Source organism: Catenulispora sp. GP43 (genome assembly GCF_041260665.1).
Taxonomy (GTDB): domain Bacteria; phylum Actinomycetota; class Actinomycetes; order Streptomycetales; family Catenulisporaceae; genus Catenulispora.
On record NZ_JBGCCT010000005.1, the window covers coordinates 314,664 to 335,643 of the forward strand.

Genomic DNA, 20,980 nt, shown 5'->3' on the forward strand with positions numbered 1-20,980 from the left:
CAGGGCCGGCCATGTGAGCGGCCGCCATAAAGGCGGCCGCGATTGTGGGAAGGGGCTAGCGACTCGCCATGGCCTTGCTCTCCTTGCTCTCCTTCAGGCTCAGCACCTCACGCAGTACGCCGCTCATAGTGGACTCCGCATCCCGAGCCCCGTCCTGCGACCGCCACGCCACGAAGCCGTCGGGGCGCACCAGCACCGCGCCGTCGGGCCCGATTCCGTACGCTTTCAGCCATTCGCCGCCATTGTCGAGGTCGATGTCAAGGCCGTGGCACGCGACCGGTACGCCGGTCTTCGCCGCCGCCGACGTCGCAGCCTTCTGCCACGGGCTGTCCTGCGCGGTCAGCACCACCGGGGTGCGTTCGAACAGGTCGATCGTGGAGAGTTTCGCGCCGTCCTGATCCAGCCAGACGTGCGGCGCCCGGGTGCCGGGTTCCCCGGTGGCCTCGAAGTGTTCGGGGACGGTCGGCGCCTTCGCGTCCGCGCCCACGAGCGCACCGTCGGTGTACCGGTAGCCGAGCGCCACCGACAGGACCGAGGTGCGGCCGCCGGTCGGGGGCGCGTCGAAGCCGGGGTGGCTGTGTTCGGCCGAGCGCTGGGCGGCGCGGGCCGCGGTCTCCACGGCCACCGGGCGGCGCTCGGTGCCGTACGACTCCAGCAGCTCGCTTCCCGCCCACCCGGACAGCACCGCGGCGAGCTTCCACGCGAGGTTGTGGGCGTCCTGGATCCCGGTGTTGGAGCCGAAGGCGCCGGTGGGCGGCATTTCGTGGGCTGAGTCGCCGGTGAGGAAGACCCGGCCGGAGTGGTAGCGGTCGGCCACGCGCTCGGCGGCGTGCCAGGGCGCGCGGCCGGTGATCTCGACCGGGAGGTCGGACACGCCGGCCGCGGCCCGGATGTGCGCGGTGCAGCGCTCGTCGGTGAAGTCCTCGACCGTCTCGCCGCTGTCGGGATGCCAGGGCAGGTGGAAGACCCAGTGTTCGCGGTTGTCCACCGGGAGCAGCGCGCCCGCGCCCTCGGGGTGGGTCAGGTAGCACGCGATGAACAGCCGGTCGCCCACCACGTCGGCGAGCTTGTCGGCGCGGAAGGTGACGCTGATGTTGTGGAACAGGTCGCCCTTGCCGCTCTGGGTGATGCCGAGGCGCTCGCGGACCGGGCTGCGGGGCCCGTCGGCGGCCACCAGGTAGTCGGCGGACACGGTGCTGCTGCGTCCGGTCGAACGGTCCAGCAGTTCGGCCGTGACGCCGTCGCTGTCCTGTTCGAAGGAGACCAGCTCGGTGCCGAAGCGGACGGTGCCGCCGAGGCGCTCGGCGTGCCGCAGCAGCACCGGTTCGAGGTCGTTCTGGCTGCACAGGCACCAGCCGGCGGGGCTGAAGCCCGCCGTCCGGTTGCCCGGGTCGATCTGCCGGAAGAGCCATTCCTGCTCGGAGCCGGCCAGCGTGTGCGCTTGCAGGATGCCGTGGTTGTCGCGCAGGACCGACGCTGCCTTGCGGATGTCGGCCTCCATTCCGGCGACCCGGAACAGCTCCATGGTCCGCAGGTTGTTCCCGCGGCCGCGCGGATGGTGCGAGGTCCGGGCGTGCTTCTCGACCAGCATGTGCGGGACGCCTAGGCGGCCCAGGAAGACCGACATGGACAGGCCCACGAGTGAGCCCCCGACGACGAGGACCGGTACCCGTTGCTCGCTTGGCTGGTTCACGGTGTGGCTCCATTCCCTGGCTTGGTGCTTGGGGTTCCCCTTGGACCAATCCATCACGAGCGCGACGATTGCGCGAATTTCGCCCGGATGGCTGCGAATCGTCGCGGCCCGTGGATACCTCGGAAACGATCTGGTGGTCAGGCAACCGGAAAGTGGAGACCGAATCATGGTTCAGTCAGCTCCCGTTCTCGATGAGCGCGCGCGCCCGGCCGACTCCCGTCTGCGGGTCGTCCTCCTGTTGGACGTCCAAGACGGCGAGCAGCAGAACTTCCTCGAGGCGTACGAGCAGATGCGCTACAAGGTCTCGGCCGTTCCGGGACACCTCACCGACCAGCTCTGCCAGTCGACGGACGACCCGTCGCGCTGGCTGATCACCAGCGAGTGGGAGGCCCCCGAGCCGTTCCTGGCCTGGCTGGACAGCCCGGAGCACATCGAGATGGTCAGGCCCATGAGCAAGTGCGTCCGGGACACCAGGTCGCTGCGCTTCACGGTGCTCAAGGAGACCTTCGGCGCCGAGAGCGTCGACAGCAAGCAGGCGCCGCGCGAGAAGAACGGATCCGGGCGCCCCACGCCGCTCGGGCCGGGACCGGACGGCATCGTCCGGCACGCGCTCACCTTCACCGTGAAGCCGGGCACCGAGCAGACGGTGGCCGGCATCCTGGCCGGTTATACCTCGCCGGCGGCCCAGGTCGACGAGACCACCCGGCTCGTGCGCACCTCGCTGTTCATGCGGGGCAACCAGGTCGTCCGTTCGGTGGAGGTGGTCGGCGACCTGGTCGCCGCGCTGCGCCACGTCGCCGCGCAGCCCGAGGTGCGGGCCGTCGAGGAGGCGGTCAACCCCTACCTGGAGGAGGCCCGGGATCTGAACGACCCGCTGGCCGCCAAGGACTTCTTCATGCGCGCCGCACTGCCGGCTGTCCGCCACAACACGCGCGACGCCGGCAGCAAGCGTTCCCGCACGAAGGCGGGCAAGGAGCCGGTCCGCCACGCGTTCGTCTACCCGGTGCGCCCGGGCAGCGGCGAGGCGGTCGCCGAGTACCTGGACCGGCAGGACCGGGCCGCCGTGGCCGACGCCGCGTCCCCGCTCGTGCGCAGCACCATCTTCCAGCGCGGCGACCGCGTGGTCCGAATGGTCGACATGACCGTGCCGGCGGACGCCGATCCGGCCGCGGCGCTCGGCGTCGCCGGTCCGCGGGCCGGCGCCGTGCTGTCCCGGCTGCTCCGGGCCGCGCCGGACCTGCGCGAGGAGGACGGCCGCCGGGCCGCGCTCGCGAGCTGGGAGCTGACCTCGGTCACCGACCGGCGCTCGCCGCAGGCCTGAGGCCTGCTCGCCGGACTCCGTCGCCGGCATGTTCGAGGACATCCAGAAAGCCCAGAACATCCAGAAAGCCCAGAACAGCCAGAACAGCCAGAACAGCCAGAACAGCCAGAACACCGCGAAAACCGCGAAGGCCCGGGAACCCCGGGTCCGTGGGCCCGTGAGCCGACCGGCCGGCGAGCCCGCGAAAACGTCCGATAGCGCACCCGGCGGACCGGCCGGGTGACCCGAAGCGTCAGGGGAAACCGTCGTGACCACGCAGCTGCCTCGTGTCGTCAATGTCGCCGATGCTCCGTCGAACCGCCGCCGGGGCGGCGATCTGCGGGCCATGCTCACGCCCACCGCCGTCGGCGCCACCAGCGGCTTCATGGGGCTGGCCAGCGTCCAGCCGGGGGAGCGCATAGGCGAGCACTACCACCCGTACTCCGAGGAGTTCGTCTTCGTCGTCTGCGGCGAGCTGATGGTGGACCTGGACGGCGTGCCGCAGCCGCTGCACGCCGACCAGGGACTGATGATCCCGATCGGCATGCGCCACCGCTTCCGCAACGTCGGCACCACCGAGGCCCGCCTGGTGTTCCACCTCGGGCCGCTGGCGCCGAGCCCGGAGCTCGGCCACGTGGACACCGAGGAGCCGCCGCGGGCGCAGGACTCGCCGGAGCCGGCGGAGGCCGTCCGATGAGCCGTCGGGCGGCGGTGACCGGGATCGGCGTGGTGGCCCCGGGCGCGACCGGCGTCCCGGCGTTCTGGGACCTGCTCTCGGCAGGCCGGACCGCCACCCGCGGCATCACCTTCTTCGATCCCGAGGGCTTCCGCTCCCGCATCGCCGCCGAATGCGATTTCGATCCCGCCGCCCACGGTCTGAGCGCCGAGGAGATCGAACGCAACGACCGCTACATCTGGTTCGCGCTGGCGGCCGCCGACGAGGCGGTCCGGGACAGCGGCCTGGACCTGGCCGCGGCCGATCCGTGGCGGCTCGCGGTCTCGCTGGGGACCGCCGTCGGGGCCACGACCCGCCTGGAGCACGACTACGTCGCGGTCAGCGCCGGCGGCCAGGCCTGGGACGTCGACCACCGGCGGGCCGAGGCGCATCTGGAACGTGCGTTCACCCCGGCCGCCCTGGCCTCGGCCGTGGCCGAGCGCTTCGGGGCCGCCGGTCCCGTCCAGACCGTCTCCACCGGCTGCACCTCCGGTCTGGACGCCGTCGGCTACGCCGCGCTGGCGATCGAGGAGGGCCGCGCCGACATCGCGATCGCCGGGGCCTGCGACTCGCCGATCTCGCCGATCACCGTCGCCTGCTTCGACGCCATCAAGGCCACCTCGGCGCGCAACGACGACGCCGCGCACGCCTCCCGGCCGTTCGACGCGAGCCGGGACGGCTTCGTGCTCGGCGAGGGCGGCGCGGTGCTGATCCTGGAGGAGTTGGAGCAGGCCCGCCGCCGCGGCGCGCGGATCTACGCCGTGCTCGGCGGATTCGCCACGTTCGGCAACGCGTACCACATGACCGGTCTCACCCAGGAGGGCCGGGAGATGTCCGAGGCGATCGACCGGGCGCTGGACCACGCGCGGCTCGACCCGGCGGACGTGGACTACGTCAACGCCCACGGCTCGGGCACGAAGCAGAACGACCGCCACGAGACGGCCGCGGTCAAGCGCTCCCTGGGCGAGCACGCGTACCGGACCCCGATGAGCTCCATCAAGTCGATGGTCGGCCATTCGCTCGGCGCCATCGGCGCGATCGAGCTGGCGGCGTGCGCGTTGGCGCTGGAGCACGGCGTCGTCCCGCCGACCGCCAACTACGGCGAGCCGGATCCGGAATGCGACCTGGACTACGTCCCGAACACCGCGCGCGAAGTCCCGCTGCGCCATGTGCTCTCCGTGGGCAGCGGTTTCGGCGGCTTCCAATCCGCTGTCGTGCTCAGCCGGGAGGAGGCCTCGTTATGACCGGGACGGGGACGAAGGCCGGCCGACGGGCCGCGATAACGGGGATCGGGGTAGTGGCCCCCAACGGCCTCGGCACCGACGGGTTCTGGAAGGCGACGTGCGAGGGCACCAGCGTTCTCGCCCCGATCGACCGGGACGGCTGCGACGGGTACCCGCTGCGGATCGCGGGCCTGATCAAGGGATTCGACGCGGCGCAGTTCGTCGAGGAGCGCGTGCTGGTCGCGACCGACCGGTTCACCCACTTCGCCCTGGCCGCCGCCGGCCTGGCCCTGGCCGACTCCGGGGTGCCGACCGGCCAGGACGCCGACCCCTTCGGCATCGGCGTGGTCACCGCGGCCGGCTCCGGCGGCGGCGAGTTCGGCCAGCGCGAGCTCCAGCAGCTGTGGAGTCAGGGCCCTCATCATGTCGGGCCGTACCAGTCGATCGCGTGGTTCTACGCGGCGAGCACCGGACAGATCTCCATCCGCGGCGGCTTCAAGGGCCCCTGCGGGGTGGTGGCCAGCGACGAGCCGGGCGGGCTGGACGCGCTCGCGCACGCCGCGCGGGACGTGCGCCGGGGCTCCAGCGCGGTCGTGGCCGGCGCCGCCGAAGCACCCGTCGCCCCGTATTCGATGGTGTGTCAGCTCGGCTATCCGGAGCTGAGCACGGCCACCGAGGCCGGAGCGGCGTATCTGCCCTTCACCAAGCAGGCCGCCGGATTCGTCCCCGCCGAGGGCGGCGCGTTCTTCGTCGTCGAGGACGAGGCGACCGCGCGGGCCCGCGGGGCGCAGATCAGGGCTTTGATCGCCGGGCACGCGGCCACGTTCACCGGAGCGTCCCGCTGGGCGGACTCGCGCGACGGACTCGCGCACGCCATTCGCGCGGCGCTCGCCGAGGCGGAGTGCGCGCCGCAGGAGGTGGACGTCGTCTTCGCCGACGCGCTCGCCGTGCCCGAGGCCGACCGGGCCGAGGCGCTGGCGCTGGCCGACGTGTTGGGCGCGCACGCCGCCCGCGTGCCGGTGACCGCTCCCAAGGCCGGGACCGGCCGCGCCTCCTGCGGGTCCTCGGCGCTCGACACGGCGGCCGCCGTACTGGCCCTGGAGAAGGGGCTGATCCCGCCGACGCCGAACGTCGCGGGCTGCGTGTACGACCTCGACCTGGTCACGGGATTGGCCCGGGTCGGCGCACCGCGCACGGCGCTGGTGCTGAGCCGGGGCCTGATGGGCTCGAACTCCGCGCTGCTCCTGCGGCGCGGATCCGAGTCCTGACATACCGGACCCTCCGGCAACCCTCACAACCGTCCCGGCAGGGACTCGAACAAGGAGCGACGCGTTGACTGTCGAACTGACCTCCACCGATCTGGCCGGCCTGCTGAAGCAGAAGGCCGGGATCACCGTCGACCCGCTCGAGCTGGACCGGCCGGGCGCCACGTTCGAGGAGTTCGGCGTGGACTCGCTCGGGCTGCTCGCCGTCGTCGGGGAGCTCGAGAACCGCCACGGCCTGTCGATGACGGCGGCCGAGTCCGCGAAGTCCTCCGCCGAATTCCTCCAGACCGTCAACCTCTCCTTGAAGAAAGGCGCCTGAAAATGTCCGGACACACCGAGAACACCGTCGTCATCAACGCTCCGCTGGACCTGGTGTGGCAGGTCACGAACGATCTGGAGAACTGGCCCACCCTGTTCAGCGAGTACGCCTCTGTCGAGGTGCTCGATCGCACCGGTGAGCTCACCCGGTTCCGATTGACGATGCACCCGGACGAGAACGGCCAGGTCTGGAGCTGGGTCTCCGAACGCGAGACCGACCGCGAGAACCGGTCCGTCAAGGCCCGCCGGGTCGAGCCCGGGCCGTTCGAGTACATGGACATCCGGTGGGAGTACAGCGAGGTCCCGGGAGGCACCAGCATGCGCTGGATCCAGGACTTCGCGATGAAGCCCACCGCGCCGGTCGACGACGAGGGCATGACCCAGCGCATCAACCACAACTCCCGGATCCAGATGGATCTGATCCGGGAGAAGGTCGAGAAGCGCGCGACGGAGGTGTGAGGGCTGTGCACCGCACACTCATCGTCGCCCGGATGAAACCGGGCTCGGCCGACGGCATCGCCGGCATCTTCGCCGACTCCGACCGCGGCGAACTGCCGCACCTGATCGGGGTCCGCGGCCGCAGCCTGTTCCAGTTCGGCGACGTGTACCTGCACCTGATCGAGTCCGAGCAGCCGGCCGGGCCCCAGGTCGCCCGGCACACCGGGCATCCGGAGTTCCGGGCCGTCAGCGAACGGCTCTCGGCGTTCGTCGACGCGTACGACCCGGAGACCTGGCGCGAGCCGAAGGACGCGATGGCCCGCGAGTTCTATCGCTGGGACAGCGCCGGACCCGGCTGAACCGACTGATCGCCGCTGTGTTGCTTCATAGGAGGAGGACTGGGCATGACCGCCGTCGACGGTTCGCGGGATACTCGGGCGCCGCATTGGGTGCGGTGCGAGGGCTGCGCCGGGCTGCTCTATGCGAAGCGGTACGTCAGGATGCTGAAGGTCTGCCCGGAGTGTGCGCGGCACGGTCGGCTGACCGCGCCCGAGCGGCTGGACCAGCTGCTCGATCCGGGCTCGGCCGAACCCATCGTCGGCGGGCGCACCCTGCACGATCCGTTGGAGTTCGTCGACAGCCGGCCCTATCCGGACCGGCTGCGGGACGCCAGGGCCGACACCGGCCTGTCCGAGGCCGTGGTGTGTGCCAGCGGCCTGATCGAGGGGCTGCCGGTCGTGGTCGCGGCCATGGACTTCCGGTTCCTCGGCGGCAGTCTCGGCTGCGCGGTCGGGGACATGATCACCCAGGCGGTGGCGACCAGCCTGGAGCGGCGGATCCCGTTGCTGGTGGTGACGGCGTCCGGCGGGGCCAGGATGCAGGAGGGCGTGCTGTCGCTGATGCAGATGGCGAAGACCGCCCAGGCGTTCGCGGCGCTGGACGAGGCCGGGATCCTGACGATCTCGCTCATCACCGACCCGACGTACGGCGGCGTCGCGGCCTCGTTCGCGACGCTGGCCGACGTGATCTTCGCCGAGCCCGGCGCGCGGATGGGGTTCGCCGGGCCGAGGGTGATCGAGCAGACGACCGGCGAAACCCTTCCGGAGGGCTTCCAGACCGCCGAATTCCTTTTGCGGCACGGGATGGTGGACGACGTCGTACCCCGGGCGGCGCTGCGGCCGGCGCTGGCCCGGCTGCTGAGCCTGCGCCGCTCGGAACGGAGCATGCCCGCCGATACCGGTGCCGGTGCGGCGGTCTTCCGGGTGACCGAGCAGCTGACGGAGCGGGGCCCCTGGGAGACCGTGCGCCTGGCCAGGCACCCGGACCGCCCGACCACCCAGGACTACATCCGCCACGTCGTCGACGACTTCCAGGAACTGCACGGCGACCGCCTGGCCGAGGACTGCCCGGCCATCGTCGGCGGGACCGGCCTGGTGGCCGGGATCCCGGTGATGCTGATCGGGCACCACAAGGGCGGTCCCGATCTCAACGAGCGGCGGCGCCGGCGCTTCGGCATGGCGACGCCGGCCGGATACCGCAAGGCGGCGCGGCTGATGCGGATGGCCGCCAAGCTCGGGCTGCCGGTCATCACCCTCATCGACACGCCCGGGGCGAATCCGGGTCCTGACGCCGAGCGCGCCGGGCAGGCCGTCGCCATCGCCGAGAACCTGCGGCTGATGGCCCGGCTGCCGGTGCCGATCATCGCGGTGCTGATCGGCGAGGGCGGCAGCGGCGGGGCGCTGGCGCTGGCCGTCGCCGACCGGGTCCTGGTCAGCGCCAACGGGATCTACTCGGTGATCAGCCCGGAGGGCTGCGCGGCGATCCTGTGGAAGGCGCCGGAGGCGGCGACGACGGCGGCCGCCGCGCTGCGGGTGCGGGCCGGCGACCTGCTCCGGCTCGGCATCGTCGACGGCGTCGTCCCCGAGCCGCCGGACGGCGCGCACCTGGACTGCGCCGCGGCGGCCGTCCTGCTGGAGAACGCGCTGAAGGCCACCCTCCAGGAGCTCGTCCCCTGGGATCCGCAACAGCTCATCACGCAACGCAGGAACCGTTTCCACAACTTCGGGACCGAACAGCCCGAGCACGTGGGACCCGAGGAAAGGAGAGAGTCGTGACCACCGATGTCAGGGGTGAGTTCGCCAAGGACGGCGGCGTGCGGCGTCATGCGACGGGGGTGATGCGGCCCGCGGTGGTCACGGCGGCCGGGCTGGAGGCCGATCTGGAGGCGATGTGCCACCACGTCGCCGAACTCGCCCGGACGCGGCCGGAGGCGCCGAGCCGGATCCGGGTGGAGCATCTGGGGACCGCCCTGGAGATCGAGTGGCCGTCGGCGGTTGAGAAGGCCGCGGCCGCGATGGCGGCCGGTGCGGGTCCCGGTTCGGGCTATTTGTGGACTGGCGCGGGGCCGGGTTCGGGTATGACTGCCGGCGCGGCTTCGGCGGCGGGAGCGGTTGTGCCGCATATGGATCCGCCGGCCGTCGACGACGGGTTGCACAGGGTGTGCGCACCGATGATCGGTACGTTCTACCACTCGCCCGAGCCCGGTACGCCGCCGTTCGTGTCCGTGGGCGACACCGTCGTGCCCGGCCAGCAGATCGGGATCCTCGAGGTGATGAAGATGATGAGTCCGGTCGAGGCGAGCGCCGCGGGGACGGTCCGGGAGATCCTGGTGCCCGACGGCAGTTCGGTGGAGTTCCAGCAGCCGTTGATGTCCCTGGAACCGGTCGGCGGGCGCTGACATGTTCCGGACCGTGCTGATCGCCAATCGGGGCGAGATCGCGCTGCGGGTCGCCCGGACCTGCCGGGAACTGGGCATCCGGACCGTGGCCGTGCACTCCACCGCGGACCGGGAGTCCGCGGTGGTCCGGTTCGCGGACGAGGCGGTCCACATCGGGCCGCCCTCGGCGAAGGCCAGCTACCTACACATGCCGTCGGTCATGGAGGCGGCTCGGCGTACCGGCGCCGACGCGATCCACCCCGGCTATGGATTCCTCTCCGAGGACCCGGACTTCGCAGAGGTCTGCGAGGCGCAGGGCGTCACGTTCATCGGCCCGCCGCCGCAGGTCATCGAGAAGCTCGGCGACAAGGCGCTGGCCCGCCGCCTGATGGCGGAGGCCGGGCTGCCGGTGCTGCCGGGCTCCATCGGGGCGGTGACCGGACTGGCCGAGGCCCGCAAGGTGGCCGACGAGATCGGGTACCCGTTGATCCTCAAGGCGGTGGCCGGCGGCGGCGGCCGGGGCATCGCCGTGGTGCGGGCCGCCGACGAGCTGACCCAGGCCTTCCGCGAGACCTGTGCCCACGCGCGCGCCGTCTTCGGCGACGACCGGCTGTACGTCGAGCGCTTCGTCGAGGACGCCCGCCACATCGAGGTGCAGGTGCTGTGCGACCGCCACGGCGGCGCGGTCCATCTCGGCGAGCGGGACTGCTCCGTCCAGCGCAGGTACCAGAAACTGATCGAGGAGGCGCCGGCGCCGAACCTGCCCGACGAGCTCCGCAGCCGGATGTGCGAGGCCGCCGTGCGCGGGGCGCTGGCCGTCGGGTACGTGGGGGCGGCCACGTTCGAGTTCGTGGTGTCCTCCGACGGCTCCTTCCACCTCATGGAGGTCAACTGCCGCCTGCAGGTGGAGCATCCGGTCACCGAGATGAGCACGGGGATCGATCTGGTGCGCGAGCAACTGCTGATCGCGGCCGGCGTTCCCCTGAGCTTCCGGCAGGAAGACCTCGCCCCGAGGGGCTGCTCGATCGAGAGCCGGGTGAACGCCGAGGACCCGGACCGGGACTTCGCCCCGACCCCGGGCCTGCTGACCGAGTTCATGCCGCCCGGCGGCCCCTTCGTCCGCGTCGACTCGCACGCGTACCCCGGCTGGCTGATGGGCCCGGACTACGACTCGCTGCTGGCCAAGACCGTCGTCTGGGCGCCCGACCGCGACCAGGCCATCGCCCGCATGGACCGCGCCCTCGGCGAGTTCCGCGTCGAGGGGCACGGGCTGCGCACGACGATCGGCTTCCTGCGCGAGATCCTGGCCCATCCCGCGCACCGGGCGGGGAGGCACACGACCGGGTTCGTCGGGGCGATGACGGCCGAGCGGCAGGCCTCTGCGATGGCCGCGGCGGGCGAGGGGTAGGTTCGGCCGGAGGTCTTCGGCCTTGCTCAGCCCCGCGCCTCGGCGTCCAGCACCGTCCGGATCAGCGCCGCCCGGCTCGACACCCCCAGCTTCCGGTAGATCTGGCCGAGGTGGGCGTCGACCGTCCGCCTGCTCAGGAACAGCGTCTCGGCGATCTGTCCGCTCGTGACGCCGGTGCTGGCCAGGGCGGCGATCTCGCGCTCGCGCGCGGTGAGGCCGGCCAGGGCGTCGAACGGCTCGCGCTCGGCCGGCTTCTCGGCCAGCCGGGTGCGCTGCCGGGCGGTCTCGCCGACCAGCAGCGTCGCCTCGCACTGCTCGGCCAGGGCCATGGCCCGGTCGAGCCACTCCTGGGACTGCTTGTGGTTGCCCAGCGCGGAGGACAGTGCGGCCGCCGAGGACAGGGTCCGGCAGACCTCGATGCGCTCGCCGCTCGCGGCGAAGTCCTCGATGGCCTGCTGGGCGCTGCTGAGGGCGGCTTTGAGGTCGTCGTGCATCGTCTGGGCCCGCATGCGTGCGCGGGAGGCGAAGGCCCGGCTGCTGGGGGAGGGGATGCGTTCGAGCGAGGCCTCGGCCAGCTCGGCCCAGCGGTCGGCGGCCTCGCGGTCGTTCTCGTACATCGCGACCTCGGCCATGGTGTCGCAGGACCTTGTCTTGCGTGCCGCGATCAGGTGGGACAGGTCCGGGCCGCCGGCCGCCTCCAGCAGCAGCCGTCCGGCGCGCGACGGGTCGCCGGCCTGCAGGACGATCTCGGCCCGGCGGCAGCGGACCACGACCGCCCACACGGTGGTGCTGCCCTCGGCCCAGGACGCGGCCTTGTCGGCCCAGGCCAGCGCCTGCTGCGGCGCGTCGCTGACGCCGGTCCACAGCAGGGCCGCGGCCCGGATGATCGCCAGGATCGCCTTGGTCGCCGGGTTCTCGGCGCTCTCGACGTACAGATCGGCCTCGTCGAGGGTGACCAGGGCCCGTTTCATGCTGCCGGCCCGGGACTGGGTGTCCGCCAGGGATTTCAGGATCATCGGCAGGACGTAGGTCTGCCCGCTGCGCCGCGACAGTTCCGCGCCGCGGACCAGATGCCGTTCGGCGTCGGCGAGCCGGGACATCATCGACTCGCTGAGGCCGAGCTGGTAGACCGCCTCGAGGTTCTTCAACAGCGCCGCGTCCGAGGCGGCGTCGACGAGTTCGGCGGCCTGCGTCAGGGCCGTCTCGGCCGCGTCCAGGTGGTCGGAGGACAGGTACGCGAGCGCGGCCTGGGCCTTGGCCAGCGCTTCGCCGACCGGGTCGAGGCTGCCGTGGGCCAGCGCGGCGGCCGTGTCGGCATGCTGTTGCGCGCGCGCGTAGTCGCCTTGGTCCAGCGCGTTGTCGGCCTGCATGCTGTGCAGCGCCGCGGCCGCCGAGTCGTCGCCGGGGGCGGCGGCCAGGCCCGACCGGAGGATGGCCGAGGACTCGGACAGCCGCCCGAGCTGGCGCTCGAGGCGGCCGGCGACGGCGACCGCGGTCAGGTCGCCGGTCGGCGCGTCCACCATGGCCGGGAGCGTGTGCAGCAGACTCCGGCCTTCGGAGGCCTGTCCGGTCAGCAGGCGCGCGCGGGCCAGCAGGACCTGCACCTCGCGCCACGACGGGGAGTCCTCTTGCAGATGCGGCAGCGCGGTCTGCAGGTAGCGCGCGGCGTCTGCGGGAGCGGTGTGGATGGACAGCCGTGCCGCCGCGATCAGGGTGGCCGTGTGCTCCGGGCGGCTGGGGTCGGCGGCGTGGGTGAGGTGGTAGGCGCGCCTGGCGATCGGGGCGGCCTGGCTGGACAGCACGCTTTCGGCGCGCAGGTGGATCGCGATGCGCGAGCCGGGCTCGATGCGGCGGTAGACGACTTCGCCGACCGCGGGGTGGCGTATCGCGAATCGGGCGATGGTGCCGGTCGGCCGGACGATGTCGAGGCGGGTCAGGGCGTCCAGGGCGTCCAGGGCCCCGGCCGCCGACAGGCCGGCGACGGCCGCGATCAGCTGCGGGTGCGCCGGTTCGCCCAGGACGGCCAGCGCCTGCAGCGTGGTCAGCGCGGCCGGGTCCAGGTCGGCCAGCTCGCCCACGACGGCGCGGGCGGCGTCGGTGTGCGGGTCGCCGTCGGCGCTCAGGATCCTGAGATATTGCGGATTGCCGCCGGCCGCCTTGTGGACGGCGTCGAGGTTCGGCAGGTCGCCGACGAGCTCCCGGGCCTCGTCCCGGGACAGCGGGCCCAGTTCCCAGACGTCGAGCAGGTCCGCCGCCACGGCCCGGGAGACGGCGCCGGCCACCGCCGGGGCCAGCTGGCGGCGGCGGAAGGCGAGCAGCAGCAGCATGGGGGCGTCGGCCGCGGTGCGGATGAGGCGTTCCAGGGCCGGCAGGTGTTCGGGCTCGATGCGGTGCAGCTCGTCCGCGGCGACGACCACGGCGTCGCCCGGCCCGGCCGCCGGGACGGCCTGCGGCGGGCCGGCCGCGATGCTGTCGCAGAACGCCGGGCCCAGGACGTGGACCTTGGCCGCGCGGGCCCGGGCGGCGAGGTAGGCGACCAGCGTGCTCTTGCCGATGCCCGGCTCCCCGGCCAGGGCGATCGCCCGTCCACGGCCCGACCGCAGCCGGGCCAGGGCGCTGTCCAGAGCGCCGAGCTCAGCCGTCCTGCCGACCACCGGCCGTGGGCGGTCAGCGGCGCCGTGATCTCGGGCTGTGGGCATGGGGCCTCCTGGAACGATCTACGGCAAATGTAGTCCACTGATCCGCCGTCACGATATGTCAGAAGTCTTAGTGAAACGGTCGGCGCCGGCGCTGGGTTCACCAGCCGCGGGCCCATTACGGGCCAAGGGTGCAGAGCGCGTTATCAGAGCTCTGCGCACATATACCTACGCCGAAACCGTGCCGAGGACCAGTAGTTGTACCGATGCGCCGCCGATCAATCCGCACTTCACTGGGTCTGCGCGGTCGCCCGGTGCGGCGTCGGCTCCACAATTCCCCACACCTCCATGCCACGCTCGGTGCCCTGAAGTCCGCCGGCGCCCGTCCGATCCGGCCCCGAGGAGTCTGACATGCCCGTCTACGAAGTCCACGACACATCCGCATACACAGTGGTGCACCACCCCGAGGAGAACCGCCCCCAGGGGGAGCCGATCGCAGGCCGGCGCGGGGGCCCGGCGGCGTGATGACCATGACAGCGGACGCCGACGGCGCGGCCACCCCCGCCCCGCGCACCACCGCGATCCCCACCACGGCGCTCACCGATCCCGACCAGATCCGCTGGCTCCGCGACCAGAACCGCCGCACCGGCGGCATCAGACTGTTCTGCCTCCCGCACGCCGGAGCCGGCGCCTCGGCCTTCCGAGGCTGGCCGGAACTGGTCGGCCCGGGCGTCCAGGTGACCGCCATCCAACTCCCGGGCCGCGAGGACCGCATCCGGGACCCGGCCCACGACAGCCTGGAGGACCTGCTCGCCGAACTGGTCCCGGTCCTGGCCCGAGCCGTCGACGGCCCGTACGCCCTGTTCGGCCACAGCATGGGCGCCCTGATCGCCTTCGAGACAGCCCGCCGCCTGGTCGCCCAGGGAACCCCGGCCCCGCAGCACCTGTTCGCCTCCGCCCACGGCGCGCCCCACGCGCCGTACCGGAACCGGCGAGTCAGTACCCTGCCGGAGCCGGAGTTCAGGCGCGCGATGCAGTCACTGGGCGGAATCCGCGAGGACTCGGCGAAGGACTCGGCGAAGGAGGCGCTGTCCGCCAGCCCGCTGCTGTCGACGCTGCGCGCCGACTTCCGGCTGTGGGAGACGTACGAGTACGTCGACGGCGCGCCGCTGCCCTGCCGCCTGACGGTGCTGTCGGGCGCCGACGACGACATCCCGCCGCTGGACCTCGCGCTGTGGCGGGAGCTGCACACCGGGCCGTTCCGGATCCGCGTCATCGACGACGGGCGGCACTTCGTGATGCGGCAGCGGCGGCAGGTCGCGGAGGTGGTGCGGGCGGGGTTGGCGGGAGAGTTCTGAGGGGTTCTGCCAACCGTCGGACATGAGCGGTCGACGCCAGGCTGGCCACCAGCGTGGCGTCGACCTTCGATTTCCTGCTCTGTGGTTCGGCCTCCACGGCGGCGCGTCTCCGGCGCGTTGCATTTGCACGGACTGCTGGGTTTTCAGCCACAGATCTCACATCAGTGTGCGTGTAGCAGGGCGACGGTAATGGTATCGAACTAGACTAGGGTGTCTTCTTGAGGGCTCCGCTGCTGAGCTGCTGGAGCTGCTATTACTACTGACTGCGAGCAACATGATGTGCCCGCACGAATGGTTCGTCGGTGTCAAGAGCCTGTGTCACATCACTCACGTGCGATCATCTCAGTGTGATCTCACTGCGCATTTATGCCAGTTTCGTGGACTTGATCAACCGACGCTCCTAGACTCAACACCTAGGTTTCGGTCTGTAGGCGGGTGAACGCGATCCGCTTACGGGCCGTGGCTTGTGACAGCGGGGCACGACGGGAGGTCGTGGGGGGTCTGCGATCCCTCCGGTGCCGCGCGATAGACAAGGGGGATCGAGTGTCGGAGCACGAACCGGGACTGCGTTGGCGGACTTCCTCGCGATGCACAGACGATCATTGTGTGGAAGTGGCCGTCGGGTCTGACACAGTCTATGTCCGCAATTCTAGAAATGCCTCGAGCGGGAACCTGGAGTTCGATTTTCACGAGTGGACCGCGTTCTTGGGCGGTGTCCGGAACAACGAGTTCGATGTTCCACCGGGGAGGGGAGTGGTTTCATGACGTCACTGGGACAACGTGCCGATCTCACCGAGGGGTTCCCCGTCGAACACGAACGGGTGGTGGTCTCCATATGAATGACATCACGCGAAGGCTTGGCTACTCTGTGTGGTGGAGTCGACGGAGTCACCCCGCCAACCGGCTAATACGGCACGCTTCTGAGGACGGTCCTGTGGCTCGAGTTGTCACCGTCAACGAGCTGACGTCTCCGCTGAGCGACGACCCCGAAGGGTTGGCGGCGTCGACGGGACCATCACGCTTTCCTCGGCCCTCCCAAAAGCTCAGGCCGCGACTCGTCACGGTGCCGCTGGCGGTCTACGCGGTGGGGAGTGGTGTCGTGACAATGGGAGTAAGCAGTCTGATCGCGCGCTCGCTTCCGCAGTCGTGGTTCATGTGGGCTCTGGTGGTTCTCGTGATCGCGCTTACCTGCTGTGCCGGCTGGTTTGCGGACCGGTTCACCCACTAGCTTCGTGGCGCGGTGTCGGATCCATCGGTATCGGACGGGGCGTCACCACGTCCGAGTAGCTTCTTCATCGCGGCCACGCCGGTAACGCCGACGGCGCAGCCACCTGTCCCGATGGCGGTCCAAGTGCCGCCCAACACTATGATCGCGACGGGAAGGGCCAGCGCTACGAGCACCACCAGGAACAGCATCCTGAGGATGGCCCTCCCCGCCCTGCGCTTGTGCTTATCGCCATCGGCGATCAGCACGCGAGCCCCGTCGAAGATGTACGCGATCAGGTCCCACGGGCCGCTGACCTTCACGGCTTGCCTTTGCGGCTGTGGGTTCTCACTTGCCGAGGCGCCGGTCGCCGGCTCCGGCTGCGACGGGGCATCGGTGGCGGACGAGAATGGCACCGCGCCGTTCACGGCGGTAACGCCGTTGGTGCCGTTAGAGCCCGCAATGGTTGTCGGCGCCGTGCTTGTGGGCTCGCCGGACTCCCGTTGCTGCGGAACGTTCTTCGGACGCCGCGGCCACAGTTTAGACGCGGGCACGACGACGTCCTCTCGCGGCGTCCACGGCAGCCGAAAGCGATATACGGACCTTGGTTTCCACGACCACTCCCTTGTGGCTCGGTAAACCTCTAACCATCGAGGTCCCGGATCACCCGGTTGATGAACTGTGCGGCCTCATCGCCCTTGAGCGTTATTTCGCGCAATCCTTCAAACGTGTGGCGGTACTTGTTGGTGACGTCGGCCTGTTCCCTGATCAAGGTGAAGCCGGTGGGGCTCTCGAAGGTCGCGACGTCTTCCTCGCCCTCGTCGAAGCTCATGATTGTGAAGGGGCCCAGCATCCCCGGATGGGCGCCGACCTTGAACGGGACCAACTCGATCGTGGTGTGCTCGCAGTCCATGCGATCCAGAAGGAGTTTCAGCTGATTGCGGAGGACCGTGGCGTCACCGACCTGGCTGCGGAGCGCCGCCTCGCCCAGGATGAACGTGGCCTGGGGCGGATCCTCCCGCTGGAAGATGGCCTGGCGCTGCATGCGAAGGTCGGTGAGTCTCGAGACGTCGGCCTTCGAGGCGAACTCCAGAAGTATCGCCTTGGCGTACTCGGAGGTCTGGAGCAGCCCCGGCGCCACCGAATTGTGAACGATGGACAGTCTCGTGGCGGACGACTCGTAGCCCAGCAGCGACGCGAAGACAGGGTTGATGACGTCCAGGTACTCATGCCACCAAGGCCGAGCCCGGCTCGCTTTGGCCATGGCGAGTACCTCGGCCACGGTCTGGGCATCGTCGATCCCGTAATAGGCGAGCAGGGCCTTGAGGTCGTTGGTGCCGATCTTGACGGCGCCGGATTCGATCCGGATGGCCTTCGACTCCGACCAGTTCATGGCCGTCGCGACGTCGATGAGGCGGAGGTCCCTGGCCACGCGTTCGGCGCGAATGAAGCGTCGCAGCCTCAGCCTCTCGTAACTGGGGTTGGTGAAGCTGCTCATGCGATCCTCCCGTGATCGACGCACCGGCGAAGCAGCAAGATCAGAGCTCTGCGAAGCAGGTAGACGGAGAGCTTACACCAGCTGCCGGTTGGCACTCTGCATGTGATCTGCCACATGGCAAGTCTAGGCGGCTGCCGGTCGGGGTCGTAGCCGGGCTGCCGCGGTGTGACTAAGCGCACGCCGCGTGGCAGCTCTTCGGTGCTGACGGCGGCGTCACGGGTTTCGGCCTTCCCGCTGTGGTGGCGCAAAGGAAACAGGATATTGATATGCCCCGCCAAGCGGCGCATGTGAGGATCCTGTAAAAGACGGCTACTGTCGCAATTGCCCTGCATGCAGTAAACCCGACTGATGCCCGGAGCGGGACCAGTCGGGTGGAGGTGTCGAAGAAGCGGGAGAGGGTCTGTGGCGGATCAGCAAGCCCTCGTCGGTGGAGACGTCCTACTCCACCTCGGCGAGAATCCCCGCCAGCGTCTCGACCGCCGCATCGGCGTCCGGCCCCTCGGCGTGCACGGTCACGGTGCCGCCGGCGGTGGCGCCGAGGCTCATCACGGTCAGGACGCCGGTGGGGTTGACCGTTTTGCCGCCGTGTTCGATGCGGATGGTGCTGGTGAACTTCGCGGCTTCCTGGGCCAGGCGGCCTGCGGGGCGGGCGTGGAGGGTCGCGGGCAGGGTCACCTGGCGTGACACGGTGCGGGTGCCGGCGGGCTCGGTTTCGGGCCGCGGTTCGGGGTCCGTGCCCGGGTCCGAGTCCGCCAGCTTCCTGATCCCGCGTGCCTGGCGCGCGGCCTCGGCCACGGTGGCGAGGTCGGCGCCGGAGGCCGCGGTGACGGCGGCGGCCACCGCGCCCTCGACGAAGGGGGCGTCCACCAGCAGGACGTCGGGGCGGGGGTGGTCCTCCAGGACCGTCAGGGTGGTCAGGACCGAGCTGCCCAGGTCGGGCAGGACGATCACGCCCGCGCCGCGGTCCGCCTCCGCGATGGCCGCCGCGATGCGCTCGTAGCTCGTGCCGAGGCCGCCGTCGGGGGTGCCGCCGGCCAGTGCCACCGGGACCCGGTCCGTGGCGATCTGCGCCAGGAGTTCGCGCAGGCCCGCTGCCAGTTGGGCGCTGTGGGATACGAGTACGATTCCGGGGGACTGGTTCATGAACGGTGATACTAAATCTCGGAACAGTGTTCAGCAATACTGAAAAGCGAGGTCGGCCGATGGTGCAGTCGGTGCAGCGTGCGGTGCGCGTCCTGCGGGAGCTCGCCGCCGGTGGCCCGCGGCTGGGTGTGACCGAGCTGGCCGAGCGGGTCGGTGTCGCCAAGCCGACGGTGCACGCCCTGCTGCGCACGCTGGAGGGCGAGGGGCTGGTGGTCCAGGACTCCGAGACCGGCCGGTACCAGCTGGGCCCGGGGCTGTTGCTGCTGGGCAACGCCTACCTGGACACGCAGGAGCTGCGGGCGCGCTCGCTGAGCTGGGCCGACACCCTGGCCAACCGGGCCGACGAGGCCGTCTGGGTGGCGGTGCTGACCGGCGATCACGTCTTCGTCGTGCACCACGCGTTCCGGCCCGAGGGCGTCGTGCAGATCCTGGAGGTCGGCGCCAGCATCCCCTGGAGCACCTGCGCGCTGGGCAAGGCGATCGTCGCGTTCCTGCCCCCGGACCAGCGCGCGGCGCTGCTGGACGGCGACCTGCAGGCGCTGACCGGCTCCAGCATCACCGACCCGGAGGCGCTGGCCCGGCAGCTGGACGAGGTCGGGCGGACCGGGCACGCGCTGGAGAACCAGGAGTCGGCGCTGGGCGACGCCGGGATCGCCGCCCCGGTCTTCGACCGTAACGGCGTGGCCGGCGCGATCGGCCTCATCGGCCCGGTCGAGCGGGTCCTGGACGACGGCGCACGTCAGGACCACATCGTCGCCGTGCGCGAGGTCGCGCGGCAGATCTCGCGGGAGCTCGGCGCGGGCCGCGGCACCTCGCGGGCCGTGCGTCCCTGACCACAGGGATGCCTTGACACGTGATGCCTTGACACCGCCTCGACCTCGGACTAACTTCCGAACATCGTTCAGTGATGACGAACACAAGTCGGCCGTGTTACCTCTCGCCCGTGTCCCGCCATTCCGGTCGCGGCTGTATCGCCGAACAGGCCGCCGGGGCGACACTCGGTGCATGGGTGATCCCTCCGAAGGAGTCCCGGCATGAAGAAGCTGATCAACACACCAGAGTCCGTCCTGAGCGACGCCCTCGCCGGGGTCGCGGCGGCCCACCCCACGCTCCACGTGGACGCCCGGGCCCGCGTCATCACCCGGGCCGGCGGGCCCGCGGTCGGGAAGGTCGCGCTGATCTCCGGCGGCGGTTCCGGGCACGAGCCCCTGCATGGCGGATTCGTCGGCACCGGGATGCTGCACGCCGCCTGCCCGGGGGAAGTGTTCACCTCGCCGGTCCCGGACCAGATGCTGGCGGCGGCGCAGGCCGTGAACGGCGGCGCCGGCGTGGTGTTCATCGTGAAGAACTACACCGGCGACGTCATGAACTTCGAGATGGCCGCCGAACTGGCCGGCGACGAGGGCATCGAGGTGGCCACGGTCCTGGTCGACGACGATGTCGCGGTCAAGGACTCGACGTGGACCGCCGGACGCCGCGGCACCGGTGCGACGGTGTTCGTGGAGAAGATCGCCGGAGCCCTCGCCGAGCAGGGCGCCGGGCTGGCCGAGGTCGCCGAGTTGGGCCGCCGCGTCAACGCCGCCTCGCGCAGTTTCGCCGTGGCGCTGACCCCGTGTACGACGCCCGCGGCCGGCCGGCCCGGCTTCGAGTTGGCCGAGGACGAGATGGAGGTCGGCGTCGGCATCCACGGTGAGCCCGGCCGCAGCCGGGAGAAGCTGGAGCCGGCTTCGGCGATCGTGGCCCGTTCGCTGGACGCCATCTTCGCCGACCAGCCGCTGGCCGCCGGCGAGGAGACCATCGTCATGGTCAACGGCCTGGGCGGCACCCCGCTGATCGAGCTGTACGTCGCCTACGCCGAGGTCGCGAAGTACTTCGCCGAACGCGGCGTGCGCATCGCCCGCAACCTGGTCGGGAACTACATCACCAGCCTGGAGATGGCAGGCGTTTCGCTGACCGTCTGCAAGGCCGACGAGCAGATGCTCGCCTTGTGGGACGCGCCGGTGGACACCCCGGCGCTGCGCTGGGGCGCCTGAGCAGTCAGACCTCGAAGGACCGGACAGAGACA

20 protein-coding genes are annotated in these 20,980 nt (G+C 71.0%); 15 read left to right on the forward strand and 5 right to left on the reverse strand.

The features are described 5' to 3' along the window. Window positions 1-55 precede the first annotated feature (55 nt). Entirely contained in the window at window positions 56-1,693 is a 1,638-nt protein-coding gene (locus tag ABH926_RS13560; protein ID WP_370365842.1) for an FAD-dependent oxidoreductase, read from the reverse strand. Window positions 1,694-1,859: 166 nt separating this feature from the next. Here ABH926_RS13560 and ABH926_RS13565 point away from each other — a divergent pair, with 166 nt between their 5' ends. From ABH926_RS13565 to ABH926_RS13615, 11 genes are all read left to right on the forward strand, one after another. After that, on the forward strand, window positions 1,860-3,014 hold the full coding sequence (locus ABH926_RS13565) for a SchA/CurD-like domain-containing protein (RefSeq protein ID WP_370365843.1): 1,155 nt from the start codon (window positions 1,860-1,862) through the stop codon (window positions 3,012-3,014). Window positions 3,015-3,042: 28 nt separating this feature from the next. Continuing rightward, a complete protein-coding gene (locus ABH926_RS13570; RefSeq protein WP_370365844.1) occupies window positions 3,043-3,237 on the forward strand; it encodes a hypothetical protein in 195 nt (64 codons plus the stop codon). A gap of 24 nt (window positions 3,238-3,261) precedes the next feature. After that, entirely contained in the window at window positions 3,262-3,690 is a 429-nt protein-coding gene (locus tag ABH926_RS13575) for a cupin domain-containing protein (RefSeq protein WP_370365845.1), read from the forward strand. Beyond that, window positions 3,687-4,952, forward strand: coding sequence for a beta-ketoacyl synthase (locus tag ABH926_RS13580; protein WP_370365846.1), 1,266 nt, complete (start codon window positions 3,687-3,689; stop codon window positions 4,950-4,952). Before ABH926_RS13575 ends, ABH926_RS13580 begins: the two co-directional genes overlap by 4 nt. Continuing rightward, window positions 4,949-6,199 carry a beta-ketoacyl synthase N-terminal-like domain-containing protein gene (locus ABH926_RS13585; RefSeq protein ID WP_370365847.1) on the forward strand — a complete coding sequence of 417 codons (1,251 nt, stop codon included), beginning with the start codon at window positions 4,949-4,951 and terminating at the stop codon, window positions 6,197-6,199. Before ABH926_RS13580 ends, ABH926_RS13585 begins: the two co-directional genes overlap by 4 nt. A 64-nt stretch (window positions 6,200-6,263) precedes the next feature. Next, a complete protein-coding gene (locus ABH926_RS13590; protein ID WP_370365848.1) occupies window positions 6,264-6,515 on the forward strand; it encodes an acyl carrier protein in 252 nt (83 codons plus the stop codon). A gap of 2 nt (window positions 6,516-6,517) precedes the next feature. Next, window positions 6,518-6,973 (forward strand): SRPBCC family protein, encoded by a 456-nt coding sequence (locus ABH926_RS13595; protein ID WP_370365849.1) that lies wholly within the window; start codon window positions 6,518-6,520, stop codon window positions 6,971-6,973. 5 nt (window positions 6,974-6,978) lie between these two features. After that, window positions 6,979-7,311 (forward strand): TcmI family type II polyketide cyclase, encoded by a 333-nt coding sequence (locus tag ABH926_RS13600; protein WP_370365850.1) that lies wholly within the window; start codon window positions 6,979-6,981, stop codon window positions 7,309-7,311. 45 nt (window positions 7,312-7,356) lie between these two features. Next, window positions 7,357-9,066, forward strand: coding sequence for an acetyl-CoA carboxylase, carboxyltransferase subunit beta (gene accD / locus ABH926_RS13605; RefSeq protein ID WP_370365851.1), 1,710 nt, complete (start codon window positions 7,357-7,359; stop codon window positions 9,064-9,066). Further along, complete coding sequence (locus ABH926_RS13610) at window positions 9,063-9,689, forward strand: acetyl-CoA carboxylase biotin carboxyl carrier protein subunit (protein WP_370365852.1); 627 nt, start codon at window positions 9,063-9,065, stop codon at window positions 9,687-9,689. The genes accD and ABH926_RS13610 overlap by 4 nt, the downstream gene beginning before the upstream one ends. 1 nt (window position 9,690) lies before the next feature. After that, entirely contained in the window at window positions 9,691-11,076 is a 1,386-nt protein-coding gene (locus ABH926_RS13615; RefSeq protein WP_370365853.1) for an acetyl/propionyl/methylcrotonyl-CoA carboxylase subunit alpha, read from the forward strand. Window positions 11,077-11,102: 26 nt separating this feature from the next. Here the strand turns inward: ABH926_RS13615 and ABH926_RS13620 are convergent, their stop codons facing one another. Continuing rightward, window positions 11,103-13,775 (reverse strand): LuxR C-terminal-related transcriptional regulator, encoded by a 2,673-nt coding sequence (locus ABH926_RS13620; RefSeq protein ID WP_370365854.1) that lies wholly within the window; start codon window positions 13,773-13,775, stop codon window positions 11,103-11,105. A 461-nt stretch (window positions 13,776-14,236) separates the two neighbouring features. Between ABH926_RS13620 and ABH926_RS13625 the strand changes: the two genes are divergently transcribed. After that, the gene (locus tag ABH926_RS13625; RefSeq protein ID WP_370365855.1) at window positions 14,237-15,070 is read left to right on the forward strand and encodes a thioesterase II family protein; all 834 of its coding nucleotides are present in this window, start codon (window positions 14,237-14,239) and stop codon (window positions 15,068-15,070) included. 543 nt (window positions 15,071-15,613) lie between these two features. Next, the gene (locus ABH926_RS13630; protein WP_370365856.1) at window positions 15,614-15,835 is read left to right on the forward strand and encodes a DUF397 domain-containing protein; all 222 of its coding nucleotides are present in this window, start codon (window positions 15,614-15,616) and stop codon (window positions 15,833-15,835) included. 459 nt (window positions 15,836-16,294) lie between these two features. Here the strand turns inward: ABH926_RS13630 and ABH926_RS13635 are convergent, their stop codons facing one another. The 3 genes from ABH926_RS13635 to dhaM form a co-directional block, all read right to left on the reverse strand. Continuing rightward, entirely contained in the window at window positions 16,295-16,828 is a 534-nt protein-coding gene (locus ABH926_RS13635; RefSeq protein ID WP_370365857.1) for a hypothetical protein, read from the reverse strand. A gap of 89 nt (window positions 16,829-16,917) precedes the next feature. Continuing rightward, window positions 16,918-17,772, reverse strand: a complete 855-nt coding sequence (locus ABH926_RS13640; RefSeq protein WP_370365858.1) for a helix-turn-helix domain-containing protein — start codon at window positions 17,770-17,772, stop codon at window positions 16,918-16,920. A gap of 438 nt (window positions 17,773-18,210) precedes the next feature. Continuing rightward, on the reverse strand, window positions 18,211-18,915 hold the full coding sequence (gene dhaM / locus ABH926_RS13645) for a dihydroxyacetone kinase phosphoryl donor subunit DhaM (RefSeq protein WP_370365859.1): 705 nt from the start codon (window positions 18,913-18,915) through the stop codon (window positions 18,211-18,213). 59 nt (window positions 18,916-18,974) lie between these two features. On the opposite strand from dhaM, the gene ABH926_RS13650 reads away from it, so the two are divergent. Together ABH926_RS13650 and dhaK are read left to right on the forward strand one after the other, a co-directional pair. After that, complete coding sequence (locus ABH926_RS13650; protein ID WP_370365860.1) at window positions 18,975-19,748, forward strand: IclR family transcriptional regulator; 774 nt, start codon at window positions 18,975-18,977, stop codon at window positions 19,746-19,748. 201 nt (window positions 19,749-19,949) lie between these two features. Then, the gene (gene dhaK / locus ABH926_RS13655) at window positions 19,950-20,948 is read left to right on the forward strand and encodes a dihydroxyacetone kinase subunit DhaK (protein WP_370365861.1); all 999 of its coding nucleotides are present in this window, start codon (window positions 19,950-19,952) and stop codon (window positions 20,946-20,948) included. Window positions 20,949-20,980 lie beyond the last annotated feature (32 nt).

Bases quoted from the DNA above. Each gene is read 5' to 3' on its own strand.
- ABH926_RS13565 (WP_370365843.1), top strand. From the start codon at position 1,860: ATGGTTCAGTCAGCTCCCGTTCTCGATGAGCGCGCGCGCCCGGCCGAC.
- ABH926_RS13570 (WP_370365844.1), top strand. From the start codon at position 3,043: ATGTTCGAGGACATCCAGAAAGCCCAGAACATCCAGAAAGCCCAGAAC.
- ABH926_RS13580 (WP_370365846.1), top strand. From the start codon at position 3,687: ATGAGCCGTCGGGCGGCGGTGACCGGGATCGGCGTGGTGGCCCCGGGC.
- ABH926_RS13585 (WP_370365847.1), top strand. From the start codon at position 4,949: ATGACCGGGACGGGGACGAAGGCCGGCCGACGGGCCGCGATAACGGGG.
- ABH926_RS13595 (WP_370365849.1), top strand. From the start codon at position 6,518: ATGTCCGGACACACCGAGAACACCGTCGTCATCAACGCTCCGCTGGAC.
- accD (WP_370365851.1), top strand. From the start codon at position 7,357: ATGACCGCCGTCGACGGTTCGCGGGATACTCGGGCGCCGCATTGGGTG.
- ABH926_RS13615 (WP_370365853.1), top strand. From the start codon at position 9,691: ATGTTCCGGACCGTGCTGATCGCCAATCGGGGCGAGATCGCGCTGCGG.
- ABH926_RS13620 (WP_370365854.1), bottom strand. From the start codon at position 13,775: ATGCCCACAGCCCGAGATCACGGCGCCGCTGACCGCCCACGGCCGGTG.
- ABH926_RS13625 (WP_370365855.1), top strand. From the start codon at position 14,237: ATGACCATGACAGCGGACGCCGACGGCGCGGCCACCCCCGCCCCGCGC.
- ABH926_RS13640 (WP_370365858.1), bottom strand. From the start codon at position 17,772: ATGAGCAGCTTCACCAACCCCAGTTACGAGAGGCTGAGGCTGCGACGC.
- dhaM (WP_370365859.1), bottom strand. From the start codon at position 18,915: ATGAACCAGTCCCCCGGAATCGTACTCGTATCCCACAGCGCCCAACTG.
- ABH926_RS13650 (WP_370365860.1), top strand. From the start codon at position 18,975: ATGGTGCAGTCGGTGCAGCGTGCGGTGCGCGTCCTGCGGGAGCTCGCC.
- dhaK (WP_370365861.1), top strand. From the start codon at position 19,950: ATGAAGAAGCTGATCAACACACCAGAGTCCGTCCTGAGCGACGCCCTC.